Below are 20,762 nucleotides of genomic sequence, written 5' to 3'. Positions count from 1 at the left end.
CGAATTTTTCTCTTTAGTCGACAGCCGCCATGAATGCGGCAATGTTCTGATTTTCCACGATGACCACCGGAGGCAGGCGAGAGAAGCCCCACGCGTCGATGCGCGGCCTTGCAGTTGCCCGGCCGCTAGACTTCTCCAGATCCTGGTCGAGCACAACAAGGAAATGGCATGGACCTTCACTTCGGAAAGTACGCCGGCAAGACGACGCAGCTGCTGGTGCTCAAGGAGCCTCAGTACGTTCACTGGCTGCTCAAGAGCAACCCCAGTGGGCCGTTGCTGGCCGCCAAGACCCAGGTCATCAAGCACATCGCGGCGTTTGATGGCACACCGTTCACGGCGAGTTGCTTTGGTTGCAAGTCGCCTGCGTGTCGTTGCACGGTCTACGACAAAACGGTTTCGCCTATGTGGTGGTGCGACGTCTGCGATCCCTATCAACAAGGCGCGCACAAAGGCAAGCTGACCGAACTGAAAACGTACAGGGACGCGCTGTCCTATGTCGAGTGGCGCTGCGCCGAGCGGACCACCGACTACCGGGAACTGATCAAGGTCATGGCCCAGGCCAAGGGGCTGCCGGCGCGTGTGGGCGCCGCGCAGGCCGAATCCTTTCTGTCGTAGAGCGCGAGCAGGGTGCATCGTCGGGGCCCGCCTAGCGCCTCATTCGCCGGAAGCTGCCGACCACGACGCCGAGGACTTCGAGCGAGTGGCCGGGGCGGATGTCCTGGTAGTTCGAATTTTCCGCTCGCAGGATGTACTCACCGCGATCAAGCACGAGCGTCTTGACGGTGATGCGGTCGTCCACCACCGCGACGACCACGTCACCGGGTCGTGTTGGTGTGTGGTGCTCGACCACGACGATGTCGCCGTCCAGCAGCCCAACACCGGACATCGAGTCGCCGCGCACGGTGGCATAGCTCGTGCGTTCGGGGTGCTGCACTAGAAAGTCTTCGGCGCTGAGCGTCTCGAAATCTTCATCGGGAACTTCCTGGGGTACGCCGGCGCGAACCAGTCCGAGCATCCGGTAGGCAAAGAAGGACTTGGTGGGCGCGAGCCGCCCGTCCACCTTCTCGAGGTAGCCGTCGTCGACGAGGCGCCGGACCAGTCCGAACACGCTTGCGGACGAGCGAAGTCCGACCACCTCCGCAAGTTTGGACATCGCCGGAAAGGTCTTCTGCTGCCGCCAATGCTGACGCAACGCGGCAAGATAGCTGGCGTCCGAAGACGAACGATTCATCTGGCAAAGCGAATGTTTGTTCGGCAGACTATAGTTCGCAGCGCACCCGTTGGCAAGCGGCCCAGGCGCAAGACAGAGCGAAGAAGCGAAAGGGCCAACCAAGGCGTGCTGCGCCCACGCGGCCATCTGTTGCGCGGTGCGGCCCTCATGGCCGCAACACGGCTCGCTGTTCCGGTGATGCTGCGAGGGCTCGCCACGCGTCGGGCGTCATGCCCGGTCTTTGCGCGCGAGTCGCGCGAATGAACTCAGGCGCGCGCGTGCTCAGGCTTCGGGAATGAACCAGCGGAGGGGCATCGCATGGGTCCGTCGACTGGCCAACATCGAGAGCCGTCGTAGTCCAAACGGACGTTGGTCTAGCGGGCCGCCACGGCGACGATCCCACAACGAGGTGGGCTGGATCCCACCACCGTTCGATATCCCCTGCGTCAATTCTTGCCGTGAGCGCCCCCTGCGCCATTCTCAACCTCAACCATCCTCGGGTTGGCGTCTCACTGAATCCATCATTCGAGCCACCGCACTCACCTGAGCCGCCCCTGCTCTGAAATACCCCGCAACCGTGTCCGTGCTCCGATGCCCCGTCATGGCCATCGTTTCTTGCAACGGCATGTTTTGACGCCCCGCCTCGGTGACGAACCCCGACCGCAGCGAGTGCGCCGAAAAATCCTCTCCCACGCCCGCAGCCGCGCACCGCGCCTTCACGATGTCCCGCACCGCTGTCCCCGAGAGCCCGTCGGTGCCGAGTTTTCCGTTCTTGAGGATGCGTCGGAAGAGGGGCCCCGAGGTGATCCCGCTGGCCTTGAGCCAGGCGTCCAGCGCCACGGCGGCCGACCCCACCACCGGCTTCACATCTTCCGGGCGGATCTTTCCGTTGTGGTTCGTCTTCGAGCTCGCCAGCGTGTACAGGTAGGCGCCTTCATCGCCACGGTGCAGGTTCTCGAACACAGCCTCTGAAACTTCCGAGCGCCGCCGCCCGCCCGAGGCCCAGGCGAAGAGGAGGAGGGCGCGGTCGCGTTTTCCTTTCAGCGAGTCGTCGCAGGTTTCCAAAACCGCCTCCAACGGCTCCTTGGTCAGGGCACGTTGCTTGTGGGGCAGGGCGTTGCGCTTCGCATAGGCCTTTCGGGTCTTGCTCAGCAGCGCCTTGACCGCAGGCTCGACGCACGGATTGGGCTGCTTGGAGACGTGGTGCGCCATCGAGAGCACCGAGATCCGGTGCATCAGGGTGTTCAGCGCCGGCGCGCCCAGTTTTCCCTTGAAACCGGCTTCCACCAGCGCCTGGTCGATCGCGGGCGGCAGCTGGTGCTCGAGACCCGCCTTGGTCGAGCGCTGCGCATGGTCGACGATGAACTGGACGACCACAGGAACTGCCACCGGCAGCGCCATCTGCCGCCCATACCGCGCGCCGAACCAGGCGGCCCAGTAGCGCATGGCGGCGCGGTACGCCAGACGGGTGTTGTCCGATTCGCCTTCGGCCATGAGGTCGTGCGCGGCTTCCTCGGCCATGCCAGAGAGCTGGCCGGGGTCGAGCAGCGCGTGGTCGCGCTGCAGCGGCATCAAGGCCTTGGACGGCGGCGCTTTTTCAGCGGATTTCATGGACGCGCTCCAGCAACCGAGGGGATTCACCGGCGATGCCAGGCCGTTGGGCCAGCGCCGGCTTTATGTTATTTAATGCAGTTCTAGTAATTCGTTTGACATTCAGCTTCGGTCCATGGAATTTCACCCAAGGGAAATCGGTGCGCTCGGAAGCGGGAGTCAAAGAGATTTCCTGGCGGCAGTCGAGGCAATTTCTTTGTCAAACTTAGAGTTGAAGGTAATTTCTTTGGCAAACATCGAGCAGCTAACCGCATGCTCGTCGAAGAGGTCAGACTGCGCCCATGGATCGATCGTAGCGATGTCGGCTCCACTACGGGATGACGTAGAGAGAGCACAGGCCGAGTGAGCGATCCCCATGCGCTGGAAGCCATGTGCCGACCGAGCAGGGATTCGCGCTGCCGAGAACGAACAAGACTTGCTAAATGGTGGAGCGTCGCCTATTTTTATTTTTTTCGAAAGGCTCGGTCATGCTGACGTAGACGAAAACTGAGAGGGGCAGCTCGATTGCGGCGAGCTGCCCCTTTTTGCCTCAGAAGCTTTCCTGGTCGGAATGCGCTGTAAATATAGCGCAGAGGGAAGCCTTTTTCCAGTTTTCTCAACGACGTGAGCATGGTCGTGAATGCGCTATGGATGCAACGACCATCAAATCCGCGCGCGGACGCTCTCCGCTCAAGGCTTCAAGTTCTGTTCGCGCCGAGATACAGAAGCGGGGAAAACGGCCAGGCAACCTCTGCTACTTTTACGGCGCAAAGGTAGATCGGGATTGGGTGGCAAGGAGTTCACTCGAGCTCGCGGCCATGCTGCATGCCGAGGCCTCCCAGGACATCCTCTCGTACAGCTGCGACCTTGATCTGATCTGGTCGGAGCTGTCTTCGGGAGGCTTCAAAGGCTCCAAGCCGGACATGCGCCTTCAGCGCCGCGGGGGTCCACCCGAGTTGTGGGCAGTGGGCCATCAAGCTGACACGAGCAACGACCCTTGCGTCGAAAAGCAAAGGGAAACTCAGGAGGGCCACGCACAGACCCTCGGCTACGCCTGGAAGCGGTACACGGAGGCCGACGCAATGCGAGAACAGGTGATGCTGATGAACTGGCTCAGCATCAATCCGGTCCTCCTTCAGTTTCGCCACCTCGAAGTTGACGCGCTGCGCGAGGAGATCTCGAGGCTGGTGATCGCCCGCGATGGCACGACGGTCCGCGATGTCTATGCCGCCATCAACATGCCACGGTCCCACGCGTTCGTTGCATTGATGCGCGGTCACCACCGACGGTCGCTCACCGTTGAGATCAGCAAGAAGGCGTTTGGCCTGTCCACGCCGGTCATTCCCTGGAGGGACAAATGAGACACACCGCAGGTCGGGAGATCCGCCTCGAAGAACTGGACCTGCAGCATGCGCCGCTGCCCGACATTGAATTGCTGACGCCCAGCAAGAGGGCGAAGTACGACAGGCTTCGGTCCGCCCTGGAGGCTTACTGGGGCGGCACGCCACCCAGGGAAGTGATGCGCCTCCACGGGGTCAGTCGACAGCTACTCAGCTATCACGAGGACCGATTCTTCCTTCCGCACGCCGATGGACGCGTCTGGGGGTTCCGAGCGCTGATTTCGGGCACCCGAATCAAGCAGTACGAGCGCGAACAGCCGTCGAACGGGGAGACAATCAACGACGGCGCTGGTGCCGCAGGCAGCTTCACCCAGCTTCTGAAAGCCTATCCAACCGCCAAAGCAGTTCTCGACAAAGCGATCGCCAAGGAAGCGGGGAAGGAGCCGGAATCCATCGCCATCAATCGGTCCGCCCTGCACCGAACGTTCTTAGGCGTACTGCGCCATGAGGGGGTGGGGCCGACGCAGTATCCCCTTTGCACTGTCACTTGCGCCTACGAAGCGATGCGCAACTACATCTTGGACGGAATTCGAGACAGAGGCACCGGCGCTGCGCGCAACGGGCTTTTCGGACTGGAGGCGAATGATGGATTGGACGGTGGCAGCGGCAAGACGGGCTGGCTTCAACCGCTCTTGCCCTGCGACATCGCCTGCTACGACGAGCAACAACTCCCAGCCATCGGCACGGTCACGATCGAGCACGAAGGCCACCGGTTTGTCCTGCCCATGGAGCGCATGTCGCTGTGCTTGCTGGTCTCGCAGCATCCGAAATGCATCCTTGCCTATCACCTCTCCCATCGTTCCCGCGTGTCATCGGCCGATTTCCTCGAAACATTCAACAACCTGTTGACGCCATGGAGCCCGAGGGAGTTCAAGGCGCTTCCGAAGCTCGCCTACAAGGAGGGTGCGGGACTGCCCAACGGGCTCATCCCCGGCTTTCTCGAGGGTTTGCGTATTGCCCTGATCAGGCTGGACAACGATCTGACGCACTACGCCGATGCGGTCCTCGTCTACCTGCGGGAATTGCTCGGTGCGGCGATCGAGTTTGGGAAGGTCAGACGCTGGCTTACCAGGTACCCGGTAGAACAGGTCTTCGCCGCACTTCAGAAGGAACTATCGCGACTCCCATCGACCACCGGCAGCGGTCCGGCGGATCGCCACGTCCACGACCCAGCCGGCAATGCCGTGAAGTGGAACGTCTCGTTCGAGGAACTGTCCGAGCTGGTCGAGGTCATCGTCGCCAACTTCAACGGCGCCGCGCGAAGGGAGTTGTACGGCGCGACGCCCCTCGAAGCCCTGCATCGTGAGTGGGCAGGGCGCCACGCCGAAGGAATCGCCATTCCTGGCTACCTGCCAACGCTGGCGGAACACCTCCCTTTGCCGGTCGGCATCTGCAAGGTCACGATCCGCGGCAGCGAGAAGAAGGGCGTTCCTCCATACATCGAACTTGATCATGCCAAGTACACGAGCGACATGCTCCATTGTGCTTGGCACCTGATCGGCACCCCGATGATCGCCCTGCTTCAGAGGGATCATCGCCTCATTCAGATCAGGTACCCCGATGGCTCGAGCTTCGGCCCCGTCAATGTCACAGGACACTGGTCGCACAGCTTTCACGATCGGGCGACGCGGCAGGAAGTCGTTCGCCTCCACAAGCAACGGGCCATTCAGTACGCGGGCTCGGACGACCCGATCGAGGTCTTCAAGGCGCACAAGGTGGAGCAGATGCGCGCCCATGCCAACAGAAGCCCAGGCAAGGTCGTTCGGGGCTCCAACAAGGTCCTTGCCACCCTGAGCGGCGGCGCCCCGATCGGCCCGATTTCGAGCGCGCCCGCTGCACCCGTCGCACCCGCACATGCTCCGGACACGACCGATCTTTGGACCAGCACCCGGCTGGCAGCGCAGGAGAGTCTGAAATGATCGAGGAACTTGCCTACCGTCAGGCCCACCAGGCCAAACACCCAATCGCCAGACGAAACGGGTATCTGCTTTCAACGACGATGCTCGAGATCGCCAGGAAGCTCATCTTCACTTGGGTCGAGCTCGGCAAGAGCGGCCTCGCTTTCGCCGGCTCATCACGAGCCGGGAAGTCAACCGCGCTGCGTGCGATCTCGGCAGCGCTGCGCGACGCATTCCCAGACCTTCTGTTTGTGGTCTTCAGTTCCGAAACCCAAACTCCGACGGACCGCTATGAGCGTCTGTTCACCCAGTTCATGGAGCAGCTCGCCAAGGGCAGTTCCCTGCGACGTCGCACCCAGGACTGCCACACCTTGGCCAATTGCCTGATGTCGATGTGTCGCGACAGCGGTGCGGCCCACTGCGTCGTTCTGCTGGACGAGGCCCAAAGGCTCGGCGTGCATCAATGGGAGGCCCTCTCCATTCTGTGGAACCGCCTCGAGATGAACAACTTCGGGATGTGCGTCTTCTCTTTCGGGAGCGAGGAACTGCGCCACAAGTCCAAGCTCATCCAGGATGGGGCTGCCTCGCAGGGGGTGGCCGGGCGCATCTTCGTGAAGGTGTTCGATTTCGATGGCTTGCGTTCGCGCGACGAACTCAAGTTGCTCTTGGCTCAGTTCGACGAAAAGCTCCAGTTTCCGGATGCGCAGTGGCCGTTCACGCGGTATTTCGCTCAGACGGCCTACGACAGAGGTTGGCGCCTGGCCACCGAAGCGGACTCGTACTGGCAGGCACTTTGCACTCACTCGTGCATTGACAACCTTGGAAACGGTCGCGGCATCTGCGTGGAGTGGGTGGTCGATCCGATCCACTATGTCCTGAAGGACTGCCTGAACAACCCGCAGTGCATACCCGGAACCACCCCACTGGATTGGGCCAAGGGCCTGGAGTTGCTGTGCCCCAAGAAGATCTATTGAAGCATTCGATTTGGATCTGGCCAAACTCGTACTGGCGCCCGTCGGAGAGTGCCTGGCTGACAGCACACAAATTCGGCTTCCTGAACGGGATCGACGGAAAGATCCTCGGCCGCGTCTTGGCCAGCGTCGACCCGAGCGGGGAGCAACTGCCAAGGAGTGCCCCGGTGCGGCTGTTCAACCGCATCGCGGAAGAACGGCGATACGGCAACAGGCCCGGCGGGCGGTACGATGTGCTGCGGGCTCATACGCTGGACGAGCTCTTCGGATCACATCGGCGCGCGATCTGCGCGCCCTACCTGCGACTTTGTCCTGTATGCATCGAAAGGTGGTTTCATTCGAGCATCCATCAGCTCGAAGGACTGCGATCGTGCCCGCGTCACGGCGTCGACCTCGTTTCTTCGTGTCCAGGCTGCGGAAGGAAGATCTTTCTGGACGATCCACCCGAGTGCCTGCGGCATCCGCTTTGCTGCCATAGGTGCAGACGACCCTTCGCGGGGCGCGAGCCGCTCTTTTCCGAGCTCTTTGCGGAGAGGGAGGAGGGGGCCTCGAGATTGGCAGCGCGCATCCAGAAAGCGATCGCGACGATCTGTCGATCGAGGCCAGTGCTGGGCATCGATTCGGACGGAGACGTCCCAATCGGCGCCGCGGTTTACCTTGAAGCCCTATTAGATGGGACGCGTGTTCGGCAGCGACTCGAACTGACGCGCTGACGCGATCACAACAGGTCGATTTGCATGAGGCGCCCTCGCTGCGCCTCATCGAGCAATCTTGGAATCTAACCTCGCCACAACCATCGCTTGGATTCGCTCTATGAGGCCTGCGATCGACCAAGAAGACTGCTGAAATCTCCACAGTCGCATTGCTCGGAAGTTGGGCTACACAGACTGCGGTGCGAGCATGACGTCCTGCCTCGCCGAAAACTTCGACCATCAGGTCGGACGCGGCATCGGCCACCAGACTGGGTTGGCTGAAATCCGCAGTCGAGTGAACGTACACCGTGATTTCGACTACGCCTTCGACCAAATCGATGGAGCCGAGCACGTCACGCGCCACCGCCAAGAGACGCGTGGCACAAATCCGTGCCCCGCGCCGCGCTGCTTCGATGTCGACGTCTTTCCCGACCTTGCCCTCGACCGTCATCGCGCTGCCAACCCTCGGGGTCTGCCCGCTGACGAAGAGAAGATCCCCACGCAACACGCCCGGAAGATAATTGGCAGCTGGCGCTATTTTCGCGGGCAGTTCAATGCCAAGTTGTTGCAATCGGGCAGAAGCGTCGAGCGGCATCATGAGTTTTGTGAAAGGATCAATTCGCTGACAACGCTGCGGCAATCAGCTCGTCCGCGCAGCGATCTGCGTCGGACATCGAGTTGAAGATATGCGGGCTGATGCGCAAACTTCCGTGGCGCTGTGTAAAAAAAATGTCCCGCGTTCGGCAAGCGGTCGCCACTCCATCCGGGACACCGCGCACGCCAAGAATGTGCGGACTACGCAGCGACTCAGGCAAGCAACTGAACCCCGCGGCGCCAAGCTTCGAGGCAATGCGCCCCGTGAGCCTTGCAAGATGCTGGCGCATCGCTTCTCGCGACCAACCTGCGCCGAGATCTAGGGCGGCGAGGGCCGTTGGAATGCCAACGAAGGTGTCACGCTCACCCATGTCAAACCGCGCCGCGCCCGGCGCGTACACGCCGCTTGCGACCCGATTGAATCCGTTCTGCTCCAGAGGAGCGCCATGTTGCCACCGCGAAGCGACATACAAGAACGCCAGGCTGTAAGGGCCGAGCAGCCACTTGTACATAGGGAACACTGCGAAGTCGACCTGCAATGCAGGTAGGTCAATGTCCAAGATGCCGGCGGATTGCGTGAGGTCGAGAACGATCCCTGCGTTGCGCTCCTTCAATGCTGCGCATACGACAGGAAGGTCGATACGACTTCCGTCGATCCAGAACGTCTCGCAGAGTGAGGCTAGGGCGATGCGTCGCGAGTCCCCGAGACGCAGATGCGCCAGGATAGCGCGCGTCCAATCGCCGTCGGACGGACGCCGCACCTCGTCGAGCACCGCGCCCGTCGATTGGGCCTTGGCATGCCAGGTCAGCATCTGAGACGTGTGATCGTCCTCCAGCACGAGGATGCGCTCGCCTTCGCGCACCGGAAGGTTTTCGGAAGCGACCGCGAGGCCGTAGCTCGCAGCGCAGGTCACAGCCATGTCGTGCGGCTGCGCCTGCACCAGTGCGGCTGCGCGCATGCGCAGCTGGGAGACAAGGGCCTGTGACGCCTCTCTGTCGCGACGCCATGGTCGGGCCTTGCTCGATACGGCGCGCAGCGAGGCGTGCTCGACTTCCCGCGGAATCGGCGCCATGGAAGCGTTGTCCATGTAGACGACACCTTCCTCCATCGAGAACAGTTCGGGGCATGGAAGCTTCATGATTCAGGAGTAGCTGACGCGCCGACCTTGGTGCATCCAGTCCTGGATGACCTCACGAGACACGGCGACGACATGTTGCACCGTCTCGCCCACCTCCGATGCGGCACGGTAGGCGACTCCCACCTCCATGGCCTCCAGCGGCGGATCGCTCTCAAACTGGTCGAATTCAGCGGCATGTGCATAGCTCGACAGTACGGTTGAAGGCACAACCGTGATCCAGTCTCCGTTGCGTGCAAGATTCAGCCGGTCGATGGGTCCGCTACAGATGTCGACGCGCCTTGGCTTGACGTTGCCCGAACGAAACCAGTTCACGACCGCGCGATGGATCGGCGAGCCTTCCGCATCGGTCAGGACGGGGAATCGTCCCAGACCTTGCGGCGTCACTGTTCGCGGAAGTCCAGTGCAGCGGTGGCTTGCAGCCCACTCGAGTTGAACCTCGTAAAGCCTTGCATATCCCAGAGCGGCATCTTCGACGCGGCCCAGGACGAAGGCCATGTCGATTTTTCCGGCCCGCAATAGGTCCGTCAGGCGCTCGCTGATCTCGACGACCAGTTCGATCTCTACGCCCGGCAGCTTTTCATACACCGACCGCAACAGCGCGGGCAACCAACTCGAGGCCGTCCCGTGATTGGCGCCCAAGCGAACGGTGCCGTAGATCGGGCTGGCGGAGTTGGCATGCTGCTCCATGCGCTCAGCGAGTTCCACGATCGACTCCGCCAGTCGGAGCACCTCACGGCCTTGCGGCGTGATCCTCACGGGACGCTTGTCGCGCAGCAGGAGGGTGATGCCCAGATGCTCCTCGAGCTCCCTCAGCCGCGCTGAGGCGGCAGGCTGGGAGGTGCCGAGTTGGGTCGCAGCTTGGCGGACGCTGCCGAGCCGGCAGATCCAGACCAGCGTTTCGAGTTGGCGCAGGTTCATGCTCACGGCGCAATTGTGCGGCCTGAAGCCTAGGCAAGCCCGCATGATCAGCTTTTTGGATCATCCGGTCATCAGGTTGATGAGCGGAGCTTGGCTCGAAGACGGTCGAGAGGGACATTCGAGGCCTTCCCAAATCTCTATCCGATCCCATATGAACTTCCGAATTGGGGTGGACATCGGCGGCACCTTCACCGACCTTGCGCTGGTCGATGACGATACTGGCCGGGTCTTTACCCACAAGCTCCTGACGACCCCCCAAGCGCCCGAGCGCGCCGTGATCGATGGCGTCGCTGCGGTCCTGAAGCTTGCGGGCGGCACCATCGATCAGGTCGGAACGCTGGTGCACGGCACCACGCTCGTCACCAACGCGCTGATCGAGCGCCGTGGCTGCAAGGTGGCCATGCTGGTCACTCGCGGCTTTCGCGACACGCTCGACATGGGTCGCGAGACACGCTACGACCTGTACGACCTCCGACTGCGTTTCGCATCGCCACTGATCGAGCGCAGCGCGCGGCTCGAAATCGACGAGCGCCTGGATCACGAAGGAAGTGTCTTGAAGGCGCTTGACTGCGAATCGGTGGTCGCACCGCTGGCCGAGCTCGTGGCGCGTGAGCGGCCCGAAGCCATCGCCATCTGTCTGCTGCATTCCTACGTCGACGCCACGCACGAGCGGAAGCTCGCGGAGATTGTGCAGCGCGAGCATCCGCGCCTCCATGTGTCGCTTTCGGGGGAGGGCTATCCCGTGATCCGCGAATACGAACGCTGGACCACGACAGCCCTGAACGCGTACGTGCAGCCGCTGGTCGATCGCTACCTCACGCGTCTCGAGGAAGGCTTGGCGACCAACGGCTTTGGAGGTCGCCTGTTCATCATGGCGTCGAATGGGGGCACCCTGACCCCTGACATCGCACGTCGCTTTCCTGCTCGTCTGCTTGAGTCGGGCCCTGCGGCGGGGATTCTGATGTCCGCGGCCGTCGGTCGGGCGCTCAAGCGTCCGGATGTCCTGGCATACGACATGGGCGGAACCACCGCCAAAGGTGCGCTGATCCGCGACGGCCAGCCGATGAAGCGCTACGAGCTTGAGGTGGCCCACGTCCATCACTTTCGCGCGGGCAGCGGCCTCACAATGAACTTGCCCGTACTTGACATGATCGAGATCGGCGCGGGCGGCGGCAGCTTGGCTGGCGTGGACGAGCGCGGCATGCTGCGCGTGGGTCCGACCAGCGCCGGGGCTGATCCCGGGCCCGTTTGCTACGGCCGTGGCGGGACGACGCCCGCACTGACCGACGCCAACCTCGCGCTGGGTTACCTCGATGCGGGGTCATTCCTGGGCGGCCGGATGTCAGTCGATGTCGAGGCGGCAAAGCAAGCGATCTCGGGCAGCGTCGCTGCACCCCTTGACGCCAGCGCCAGTCGAGCCGCTTGGGGCATCCACGAAGTGGTCAACGAGAACGTGGCGGCGGCCTTCCGTGTCCACGCCTCCGAACGCGGCGTCGACGTCCGCCGTTGCACGATGGTGGCGTTCGGTGGTTGCGGGCCGCTGCATGCAGTGCGCATAGCCCGAAAACTCAAAGTTGGCACAGTGGTGTTGCCACCTGCCGCGGGCGTTATGTCCGCCCTCGGCCTGCTCATCAGCCCCTTGTCTTTCGAAGTCGGGACCACGCGTGTGGTGCTGTGGAAGGATGTGACCCCCAACGTGTGGTCGCAGGTGTTCGGCCATCTGCGCGGGCAGGCTGCGCAAGTGCTCGAGGATGCTGGCTTGTCGATGGACGACATGACTCTGCGTGGCAGGCTGGACCTGCGTTACGCGGGTCAAGGCTACGAGGTCGGTGTCGATGTCGACCTGTCGCAGCCTGCGGCAGATCTCTGCGGCGCCGTCCCGAAGCTGTTCGAGGAAGCCTACGTGCAGGTGTTCGGCCTGGCATTGGAAGGCCAGCCCCTCGAAGCGGTGCAATGGCGACTGGAGGCTGTGTCGCGACAGCAGGTTGCCTCCCGGCCCACGCGATTCGCCTCCTACGAGTCGCCCGGCGGTGCTGACCGAGGCAGTCGTCCAGCCTTCGACCCCGAGTCCGGTGAGTTTGTTGAACACCGTGTGCTCGATCGGTACCGGCTGGCGCCGGGAAGCGAGTTCAGCGGTCCGACCTTGGTCGAAGAAATGGAGTCGACCACCGTGGTGGGCGCTGGCGTCCGCGGGCGCGTTGACGACCAACGCAACTTGATTCTGGAGATCCTATGACAACGGCAGCTACCGACACCATCGCCCTGGGCATCTACTGGGACCGCCTGATCTCCATCGCGGACGAGATGATGCAGGCCCTCATTCGCACAGCGTTCTCCAGCACCGTGCGAGAAACGCACGACTGCTCGACCACCATCTTCGACGCCCGAGGCCGAGCCATTGCGCAGGCCACCAGCGCGATCCCGTCGTTCACCGGAACCGCGCCTCTGACGCTGGCCCACATGCTCGCGCGCTATCCCGCAGAAAGCCTTCGGCCGGGCGACGTGCTTCTGACCAACGACCCCTGGATGGGCACAGGCCACATGTTCGATGTCAGCGTGATGCGTCCGATTTTCCTGGACGAACGCTTGGTCGGCTATTGCATGAGCGTCTCCCACTTGCCTGACGTGGGCGGCGCGGGCTGGTCGCCCGAGACGACCGAGATGTACCAAGAAGGCCTGCGCCTTCCCGTGAGCCGCTTCTTTGAAGCCGGCGTTCGCAATGAGTGGCTGGTCGATCTCATCGCGGGCAACGTCCGGGTATCCGATCAGGTTCTGGGCGATCTGATGGCGAATGCCTCTTGCACTGCCGTGGCCGAGCGGCTGTTCGTCGAGTTCCTGCAGGAGTACGGCATTCTCGATCTGACGCCGATTGCCGATGACATTCTCGCCACAAGCCAAGCATCGATGCGCTCCAGCATCGCCCAGATGCCTCAAGGCACTTGGCGCAATGAGATGACGATCGAAGGGAAATCGGGCCCCATTCGCTTGGTCTGCGCCGTGACGGTGCATTCCAGCGGAATCACTGTCGACTACGAAGGCAGCGATCCGGTGGGTCCGTGGGGCATGAATGTGCCCATGTGCTACACGCGCGCGATGACGGGCTACGCCATCAAGTGCCTCACGCTGCCGAGCGTCCCAAGCAACGACGGGGTCATGGCGGTGATCGAGGTGAAGGCGCCGGTGAACTCCATTCTGAACGCGCAGCCGCCGGCGGCGACCGCTGTCCGTCACTCGGTCGGGCACGCACTCTATCCTTTGTTGATGGGAGCGATGGTCGAACCCTTGCCGGACCGTGTGCACGCGCAGTCGGGGGGCGGCAACATGCTCAACGTCAGAGGGCAGTACAAGGGGCGCAAACACGCGCAGGTGTTTTTCTGCGCCGGTGGCTATGGGGCGCTGGCGGGCTTCGACGGTCACGGAACGACGCCTGCGCCGTCGAATCCCCGTGGAATGCCTGTGGAAGTCTGGGAAGCACAAACTGGCATGTTCATCGAATCAAAGTCCCTGCTGCCCGATTCTGGTGGCGCCGGAGCAGCACGGGGCGGACTTGGCCAACGGCTTCGCATGCGCAACGACAGTGGCGCGCCGGTCTCGATCTCCTGCTTCTCGGGCCGTACCGATTTCGGCGCGGAGGGATTCGCCGGGGGTCTGCCAGGCAAGCTGCGCCGCTACTGGATCAATGACGAGCCGGTGCCCTCCAAGAAAGCCTATCAACTCGCGCCGGGCGACATCCTGATGACCGAGGAGGCAGGCGGTGGTGGATTCGGTCCGCCGTCCGAGCGATCCGATGCGCTGGTTCTGAACGATCTGCGAGCAGGTTTCGTGACAGCCGAGGCGCTCGTCAACGACTGGCAACTCCCGCCCGAGCGCGTCGCCAGGCTGACCGCAGCGAGCACCCGGGCCGGCTGAGCCGCGATGCCAACCTTGATTTCACATATTCTCACAGCGCAAGGAGTTTCCCCTGATGATTGCTTCCACCCGATGGCTCTTCAAATTGCTCGCGCCGGCTGTCATCGCAGCTGGGCTCACAGGTCCGGCACTCGCTCAGCCGTTTCCCAACAAGCCTGTCAAGATCATCGTGCCCTTTCTCGCAGGCGGAGCTCCCGACGCCGTGGCACGACTGGTCGGAGACCGGTTGTCGGCAAAGTGGGGACAACCGGTCATCATTGACAACAAGCCCGGTGCAAGCGGTGCGCTGGGGGCCCAGGCTTTGAAAACGTCGCCGCCTGACGGATACACGTACTTGCTGGCTGTCTCGAGCTTGGTGCAACTTCCCCACCTCATCCCCAACGTGGCCTATGACGTGAAGAAAGATTTTTCTCCGGTCTCCCATTTGGGGGGCACGCACCTCGCTCTTCTAGTCAACGGCAGCCTACCCGTGAATTCGGTGCAGGAGTACATCGCCTATGCCAAGGCACGTCCGGACAAGCTCAACTACGCTTCCTACGGAGCAGGCTCGCTCAGCAATATCTTCGGGGAGGTGTTCAACGACTCAGCGCAGGTGAAAATCCAGCACGTGGCCTACAAGGGCGATTCGCCCGCACTGATTGACCTGATGGAGGGACGTGTGGAATCGGCTTTCCTTTCAGTCTTCTTGGTCAAGCAGCACCTTGCATCCGGCAAGCTCAAGATGCTCGCGGTGACGGGCCCGACGCGTTCGCCGCTTGTGCCGAACATTCCCACGATGGAGGAGGCGGGCGTGAAGGGCCTTGGCCTGCAAGGTTGGTTTGGGTTGTTTGCACCTGCCGGAACGCCGGCGACCATTCAGCAGAAGGTTGCGGCAGACGTGCAGGAAGTACTCAGCCACCCGGAGGTCAAGGCCAAGCTGCTCGAATCGGGTATCGTGGCCAGCAATGGCGGAACGTCAACTGAGTTTGCCCGTCTGGTGAGTTCGGATTTCGACGCATACGGTGAGCTCATTCGAAAGTACAAGATCTCGCTTAACTAAGTCGAGCCACTTCGCCGCTCCCGCATCGCTCAAGCTTCCATGGCCAAACCGATCCGGGGGCAAATTATGTTCACCGGGGCCACGGAGCACATTCAAGGCCGCAGGGAGGGGCGGGAAAGGTAGTACGGGGTTTAGAAGCCTGCAAGCCCGCCGAGGGGATGACGTTTCTCCCGCGCCCTCCGCGTGGGAAAAGTGCGCACGGCAGGGAAGAAGAGCGCACTCCGGTCTCGCTCCGGCCTGCGACAGACTGTCGTGGCCTTGCCAGATCGGCATTGCCGACTCTCGCCCATTTAGCAGTCTGGCAGAAGCCCCGTCATGCCCTCCTCGCCCCTTCCTTCGCTCGCCTGCGAAAGCGCAGAGCGCTCGTCGCCGAACGCATTGTGGCGGACCTGACGCTGGACACCGCTCTGGATGCAGGTTACGAGCACCTTGACACAGCGCGCCGGTACGGAAACGAATCCGATATTGGCAAGGCCATCTCGATCGCCGGCGTTCGACGTGAGGACATCTTCCTCACGTCGAAGGTTTGGTGGACCGATCTTGAGCCGAACAAGGTCCTGACGTCGATTTCGCAAAGTATCGAGGATCTTGGCACGGAGTACCTCGACCTGGCGCTCATCCACTGGCCCAACCCTGCCGTCAATCTTGCCGAAACGCTCGACGCTTTCGCTCAAGCGAAGGCAAAGGGCTGGGTCCGCAACATCGGCGTATCGAACTTTCCATCTGCCTTGTTAAAGGAAGCGCTGGATCTGTCGCTGACGCCGATCGCGGCACTGCAATGTGAATAGCACCCCTTCCTCGATCAGACGAAGTTGCTCGAACTTTGCCGCGCCAGGGAAATGGCATTCATTGCTTACGCGCCGTTCGGCAGCGGGGCACTCCTTTCAGATCCAACGATCGAGCGAATCGCCGCTGAGCACGGCACAACGTCCGGTGACGTGGTCCTGGAGTGGCTGATGCAGCAGCAGGGCGTGGCCGCGGTGCCGCGATCATCCAACCCCCGCAGAATTGCAGCCAACGTCCAGCGTAACGGTATCAAACTGTCGCCAGAGGAGATGCGCGCGATTCATGCCCTGCGCAGGCCAGACGGGCGGGTGTTTTCCCCCGAATGGGCGATGCAGTGGGACGCGCCGAGTCCGATGTAAATGAAGCCCCGGCGAAAGCTGAGAATCGCTTGCCGTGACGGCCGCCCGGCGCCAGGCGCATTAGCGGTCATGCAACCGGGCCAATTGGTTGGATGCTGGGCCACGATCTAGTCGCTGACGGCGAGAAATCACGCGTCCCGTAGATTGCAAGCGCCTGCATGCCTGCGTGGCTTCTCCTGGAGCGAACTTGAACAGGCATTGGCGAACGACGACTGACAGCTCGAGCAAGGTCTGCTGACATTTAACATAAGCCGCATTGTATGTCTTAAGTCATTGATTTATAACGACTTTTTACTTTGACTGGGAGGCTGGCGGCTTGGTTTTGAGGCTGGAATCGTACTCCGGCTACGACGACGCGAGCATTTCCAAGCAGCTCCTCGATCAGACCGGCACATCCGCCGGGGGGCCTTCATTCCACGTGCCGGCGCGACGTCCTCGATGGGGGACCTTCGCTTAGACCGCTGCCGCGCGGCTCGGGGGCCCTTCAGAGGTCGGTCGAGGCGCCCCCACCCCACATCACTGCAAGCGGATGTCCTCGCCTGGCGCTCTCCGAACGACGCAAAGGAATTACCTGAACTTTGTCAAACGAATTACTAGAACCACATATTTATTAAACATGCCATGTATGATGTCTTACGTATATTCTACATCACTTCCGATAATCTATTATTATCGCAAGTAAAAGCCAAGGGAGAAAAGCCGACATGGATCTGAAAAGTTCGAGCAACAACATACCCAGGTGACATGAAGTTCCAACATCTGCGACGTAAACGTCCAACATCCGCCGATCTCGGCCCCCGTCGCCAGAAATGTTGGCCATTTATGTCCGAGATTCCCCCCGAGCCTGGAAGGTGTGAGCCCACATGACCACGACTGACAACACCCCGGTTTCCGTTTCTTCACCGTCTCCACCGGCGGCGCCAGGTTCGACGCACCGCCTCACGCGTCGGCCCAGCACGCGTGGCGTTCAGCTCGAGGACGTGCTCACCGCGGCCGACGCGATCGTGGCCAAGGGCCAGAAGCCCACGATCGAGCGCGTGCGCCAACACCTGGGCAGCGGCTCGCCCAACACCGTGAGCCCCATGCTCGATGTCTGGTTCGAGCGGCTCCCGCAGCGTCTGGCGGGTCTGGCCGCGCCGCAGGCACGCCCTCAGCTCGACGGCCCTCCGCTCGCCGTGCTCCAGGCCGCCGAGCAGTTCTGGGACGTCGCCCGGCGCGAAGCCGAGCAGGTCCAGGTCCAGAAGGGCGAGGCCGACCGGCGCGAGATCGAACTCCAACGCGACGCCCTCGCCCACCAGCAAGCGCAATTGCAGCAACGCGAGGCCACGTTCGAGCAGGCCCGCACCCATCTCGACAAGGCGCTGGCCGTCGCCGAGCAGCGCCTTGCCGAGAAGGAGACGGAGTTGCATGCGCAGCAGCAGGAGTCCGCACGCATCTTGAGCGAAACAGCAGCCGAAGTGCGGCGCCTGCGCAAAGCGCAGGAAGAAGCTTTGGCCAGCAAGGAAGCCCTGCGCGAGAAGTCCGAGATGGCGCTCGGCGCTGCGCAACGCGACGCGAAGGAAGCGGAGCAACGCCACGACGCACGCGCGCGCCGGCTCCTTGCTGACATCGATCGCGAGCGGGTGGCGGCGCGCCAAGCCGTGGCCGACCTGAAGAAGGAGCAGAGTGCGCGTTCTGCCGAACAGGACGCCTCGCGCGCGGCGCTGGAGGCAGCACGACAGGCACTCCAGGCTGAGAAGGCCGCGCACATCGATGCCGCCGCGTCCTGGTCGCGTCAAGAGCAGACGACCCAGATCGAGTTGGCCACGCTTCGAGAGCGCGCCGGCGCAGCCGAGCAGCGAGCGGGCGACCTTGCTTTGCAGCTGATGCACCAGCAGGCGCAGGTCGAGCGCGAGATGGCCCAGCTGCGCGATAGCCACGCAGCGACGGCCGCCGCGCTGCGGCAACTTGAGGCGCGTGAGAAAGTCGATACCGGGAAAAAGTCGTCCGGCCGGCCACCGCGAGGAAAGAAACCTTCTGGCTGATCGCGGGACGGCATTCAGGTCTGCGCGCACGTCGACGATCCGATCGCCCTCCCCTATAACCTGCGCCATGCAGGCGCGCGCCAAGCGCTGGCCGCGGATCGACGACCACCTTCACTCGACTGATCGCGCAGGAGGTGTCCCGCGTAACAAAGCGCTCGATTTGAAGCATCCACGATCCGGTCTCCAGGTGTGATTGCCGAACGCTGCGATTCGAGGTTCCCTGCTATCTCGGGACGAGGTTGGCGCGAGCGAACGCGCGCTGCTCGCGCCGGAAATCGCAACGCCGCTGTTCGGCAAAGATCTTGGGCAAACAACACTTCCTCGGTCGGCTCCCATCCGAATGACCGAAACACTTCGTCGATGCCCGGCGATCGTTCCCACGGAAAATAGTTGCTGACGTTCTGGACCGGCACGCCGTCAACTTTCCCCGCGCAACACAACGAATGCGGCCGGTCGGGGCTGGCTCGCTGAGGGATTCGCACACCAACGCCTCGCCAGGGCCTCCACGATTCACGGAGCTTCGCCATGCCCAAGATTCGATCTGGCGGCCGCACTGACAGTGGGTCGCCTCGCTCACGCACCAAGGGATTTCGCCCGCTTGGGCCTCTGGCTGATGAGGCGCTAAAACGGGGCAAGCGCTCGTACAACCTCTGGTATCTCTACGGCCCGAAAGCCGGCAGCGACTTGGTCGTGTCAAGCGATGCACAGGCCATGGACGTCTGGTGGAGAGAACTGGATCCGAGCGTGCGAAAGTACTCGGTGGACAGCCCCGTGCCGCAGCGCAAGGTGGTCTCCATCTCGGATCTCTCGTTCACCGCAACGGTGAAGCTGTCCGATGAAACGACCCAGCTGCGAGATGTCCGGTCAGACGACTTGGAACTCCCCGGTACGGGCGGCGAGAAGGCCCGCAAGAAAGCCGACGTGCATGAGAAGGTTGCATATTCTCTGGGCTGCTCCTATTTCCGAGTCGGCCTTGCTCAGCTCAGGGCCAACGACCTCCTGGTTGCCAACGCCAAGGTCGCCACGGCAACGCTCGCAGCCGCGCGAGATCATTCCATCGAGAGCCAGCACGCGAGCCTCCTGGCTCTCATGAGACGCAGCCCGGTGTGGACCGTCGAGGATCTGCTCACGCACTTTGAATCCGAAGAGCATGCCCTCTTCCTCGCGGCAGTCTTCCGCGCGGTCGGCCGCGGCGATCTGAGCTCGGACCTCCATCAGCACCGCTGGGGTAAACGCACGCGCCTTTGGGTCGGCGACGGCGATGCCTCGCCGGCCGCCGGCTCCTTGGCAACCGTCGCCGAGGGCAACGATCGCGACAGGGGTTTAGCCGCGCCGGTTCTGTCGCGCTAAGCCGGTCGAGGCGGACGAAGTCCGGCAGTTGTCGGGGTCAACGGACGGCGAGACTATAGAAGTAGTCGGCGTGTGAGAATGCCAAGCCGCCGGGGCAGAGCAGTTGCCCCTTCTTGATCATGTGCATGGTCTCGATGCCGGCAATCAGGCGGGCGGCAGAGTGAAAAGACTTGAATCCCATCATCGGCCGAACTCGTCGTTTGACGGCGCGGTGGTCCTGCTCCACAAGATTGTTCAGGTACTTGGACTGCCGTAGTTCGATGACGCCGCCGCTATCGGCGATCAGACCACGCACGGCGGCGGTGTTGGCACCGCTCTTGTCGATCGTGATCTTTTCGGGCACGTCGTGCTGGCCGATTGCGCGCTCGAAGAACCGGCGTGCGTCCGCCACGTCACGGCGCGCGGTCAGCAGGAACTCAACGGTCTGGCCCAACCGATCGACGGCTCGGCATAGATACTTCCACTGGCCACCCACGAGCACGTAGGTCTCGTCGACCCGCCAGGAGCGGCCCACCGGATGCTTGCGCCGACGAAACACCTTGGCCAAGACGGGCAGCATCTTAAGTGACCAACGGTGGACGGTGGCGTGGTCGACCAGCACACCGCGCTCGGCCATCATCTCTTCCAGGTTGCGCAGGCTCAAAGGGTAGGCCGCGTACCAGCGAACGCACACAAGCATGATCTCTAGCGGGAAATGCAAACGCCTGATGACCCCTCGCAGGGTCGAGTTCGCAAGTTGAACCGCCCCGGATTTTGAGGAGGCTCCTTCGATTGAGAATGGAGCCAAGATGAGAAAGTCACCGAAGTTTTCCCCTGAGGTCATGGAGCGCGCGGTGCGCATGGTCTTTGACGCCAAGGACCAGTACCCGTCGCAGTGGGCGGC

General features: G+C 62.4%; 15 protein-coding genes and 1 pseudogene. 10 read left to right on the top strand and 6 right to left on the bottom strand.

The window, feature by feature from the left end; all coding sequences use genetic code 11:
• Positions 1-168 precede the first annotated feature (168 nt).
• Positions 169-615 carry a hypothetical protein gene (locus tag AC1DF3_RS33850; protein ID WP_478142371.1) on the top strand — a complete coding sequence of 149 codons (447 nt, stop codon included), beginning with the start codon at positions 169-171 and terminating at the stop codon, positions 613-615.
• A gap of 31 nt (positions 616-646) precedes the next feature.
• Here the strand turns inward: AC1DF3_RS33850 and AC1DF3_RS33845 are convergent, their stop codons facing one another.
• Both AC1DF3_RS33845 and AC1DF3_RS33840 read right to left on the bottom strand, forming a co-directional pair.
• A complete protein-coding gene (locus AC1DF3_RS33845) occupies positions 647-1,231 on the bottom strand; it encodes a LexA family protein (RefSeq protein ID WP_478142370.1) in 585 nt (194 codons plus the stop codon).
• Between the two features lie 465 nt (positions 1,232-1,696).
• On the bottom strand, positions 1,697-2,782 hold the full coding sequence (locus tag AC1DF3_RS33840) for a site-specific integrase (protein ID WP_478142385.1): 1,086 nt from the start codon (positions 2,780-2,782) through the stop codon (positions 1,697-1,699).
• Between the two features lie 665 nt (positions 2,783-3,447).
• On the opposite strand from AC1DF3_RS33840, the gene AC1DF3_RS33835 reads away from it, so the two are divergent.
• Genes AC1DF3_RS33835 through AC1DF3_RS33825 form a run of 3 tightly spaced genes read left to right on the top strand, consistent with a single transcriptional unit; the run spans position 3,448 to position 7,072 of the window.
• The gene (locus AC1DF3_RS33835) at positions 3,448-4,161 is read left to right on the top strand and encodes a hypothetical protein (protein ID WP_478142369.1); all 714 of its coding nucleotides are present in this window, start codon (positions 3,448-3,450) and stop codon (positions 4,159-4,161) included.
• Positions 4,158-6,119 (top strand): hypothetical protein, encoded by a 1,962-nt coding sequence (locus AC1DF3_RS33830; protein ID WP_478142368.1) that lies wholly within the window; start codon positions 4,158-4,160, stop codon positions 6,117-6,119. The genes AC1DF3_RS33835 and AC1DF3_RS33830 overlap by 4 nt, the downstream gene beginning before the upstream one ends.
• Entirely contained in the window at positions 6,116-7,072 is a 957-nt protein-coding gene (locus AC1DF3_RS33825; RefSeq protein ID WP_478142367.1) for an ATP-binding protein, read from the top strand. Before AC1DF3_RS33830 ends, AC1DF3_RS33825 begins: the two co-directional genes overlap by 4 nt.
• Positions 7,073-7,246: 174 nt before the next feature.
• Here AC1DF3_RS33825 and AC1DF3_RS33820 read toward each other — a convergent pair whose 3' ends face one another.
• The 3 genes from AC1DF3_RS33820 to AC1DF3_RS33810 are packed head-to-tail and all read right to left on the bottom strand — an operon-like array spanning position 7,247 to position 10,412.
• On the bottom strand, positions 7,247-8,356 hold the full coding sequence (locus tag AC1DF3_RS33820) for a RidA family protein (protein ID WP_478142384.1): 1,110 nt from the start codon (positions 8,354-8,356) through the stop codon (positions 7,247-7,249).
• A 19-nt stretch (positions 8,357-8,375) separates the two neighbouring features.
• On the bottom strand, positions 8,376-9,443 hold the full coding sequence (locus AC1DF3_RS33815; protein WP_478142366.1) for an aminotransferase class V-fold PLP-dependent enzyme: 1,068 nt from the start codon (positions 9,441-9,443) through the stop codon (positions 8,376-8,378).
• Between the two features lie 54 nt (positions 9,444-9,497).
• Positions 9,498-10,412, bottom strand: a complete 915-nt coding sequence (locus AC1DF3_RS33810) for a LysR family transcriptional regulator (RefSeq protein WP_478142383.1) — start codon at positions 10,410-10,412, stop codon at positions 9,498-9,500.
• Positions 10,413-10,563: 151 nt separating this feature from the next.
• Here AC1DF3_RS33810 and AC1DF3_RS33805 point away from each other — a divergent pair, with 151 nt between their 5' ends.
• The 6 genes and pseudogenes from AC1DF3_RS33805 (at position 10,564) to AC1DF3_RS33780 (ending at position 19,879) form a co-directional block, all read left to right on the top strand.
• The gene (locus AC1DF3_RS33805; RefSeq protein ID WP_478142365.1) at positions 10,564-12,648 is read left to right on the top strand and encodes a hydantoinase/oxoprolinase family protein; all 2,085 of its coding nucleotides are present in this window, start codon (positions 10,564-10,566) and stop codon (positions 12,646-12,648) included.
• Positions 12,645-14,321 (top strand): hydantoinase B/oxoprolinase family protein, encoded by a 1,677-nt coding sequence (locus AC1DF3_RS33800; RefSeq protein WP_478142364.1) that lies wholly within the window; start codon positions 12,645-12,647, stop codon positions 14,319-14,321. Before AC1DF3_RS33805 ends, AC1DF3_RS33800 begins: the two co-directional genes overlap by 4 nt.
• A gap of 55 nt (positions 14,322-14,376) precedes the next feature.
• Positions 14,377-15,360 carry a Bug family tripartite tricarboxylate transporter substrate binding protein gene (locus tag AC1DF3_RS33795; RefSeq protein ID WP_478142363.1) on the top strand — a complete coding sequence of 328 codons (984 nt, stop codon included), beginning with the start codon at positions 14,377-14,379 and terminating at the stop codon, positions 15,358-15,360.
• Between the two features lie 158 nt (positions 15,361-15,518).
• Positions 15,519-16,505 (top strand): annotated as a pseudogene (locus AC1DF3_RS33790) (aldo/keto reductase).
• Positions 16,506-17,368: 863 nt separating this feature from the next.
• Complete coding sequence (locus AC1DF3_RS33785; RefSeq protein ID WP_478142362.1) at positions 17,369-18,529, top strand: DNA-binding protein; 1,161 nt, start codon at positions 17,369-17,371, stop codon at positions 18,527-18,529.
• 525 nt (positions 18,530-19,054) lie between these two features.
• Complete coding sequence (locus tag AC1DF3_RS33780; RefSeq protein ID WP_478142361.1) at positions 19,055-19,879, top strand: hypothetical protein; 825 nt, start codon at positions 19,055-19,057, stop codon at positions 19,877-19,879.
• A gap of 37 nt (positions 19,880-19,916) precedes the next feature.
• On the opposite strand, the gene AC1DF3_RS33775 is transcribed toward AC1DF3_RS33780, so the two are convergent.
• A complete protein-coding gene (locus AC1DF3_RS33775; protein WP_478142382.1) occupies positions 19,917-20,600 on the bottom strand; it encodes an IS6 family transposase in 684 nt (227 codons plus the stop codon).
• Positions 20,601-20,762 lie beyond the last annotated feature (162 nt).

It is taken from the genome of Variovorax sp. 10N432 (genome assembly GCF_056394465.1).
The sequence above is the reverse complement of the archived record's forward strand: the minus strand, read 5'-3'. Positions and strand labels throughout refer to the sequence as shown.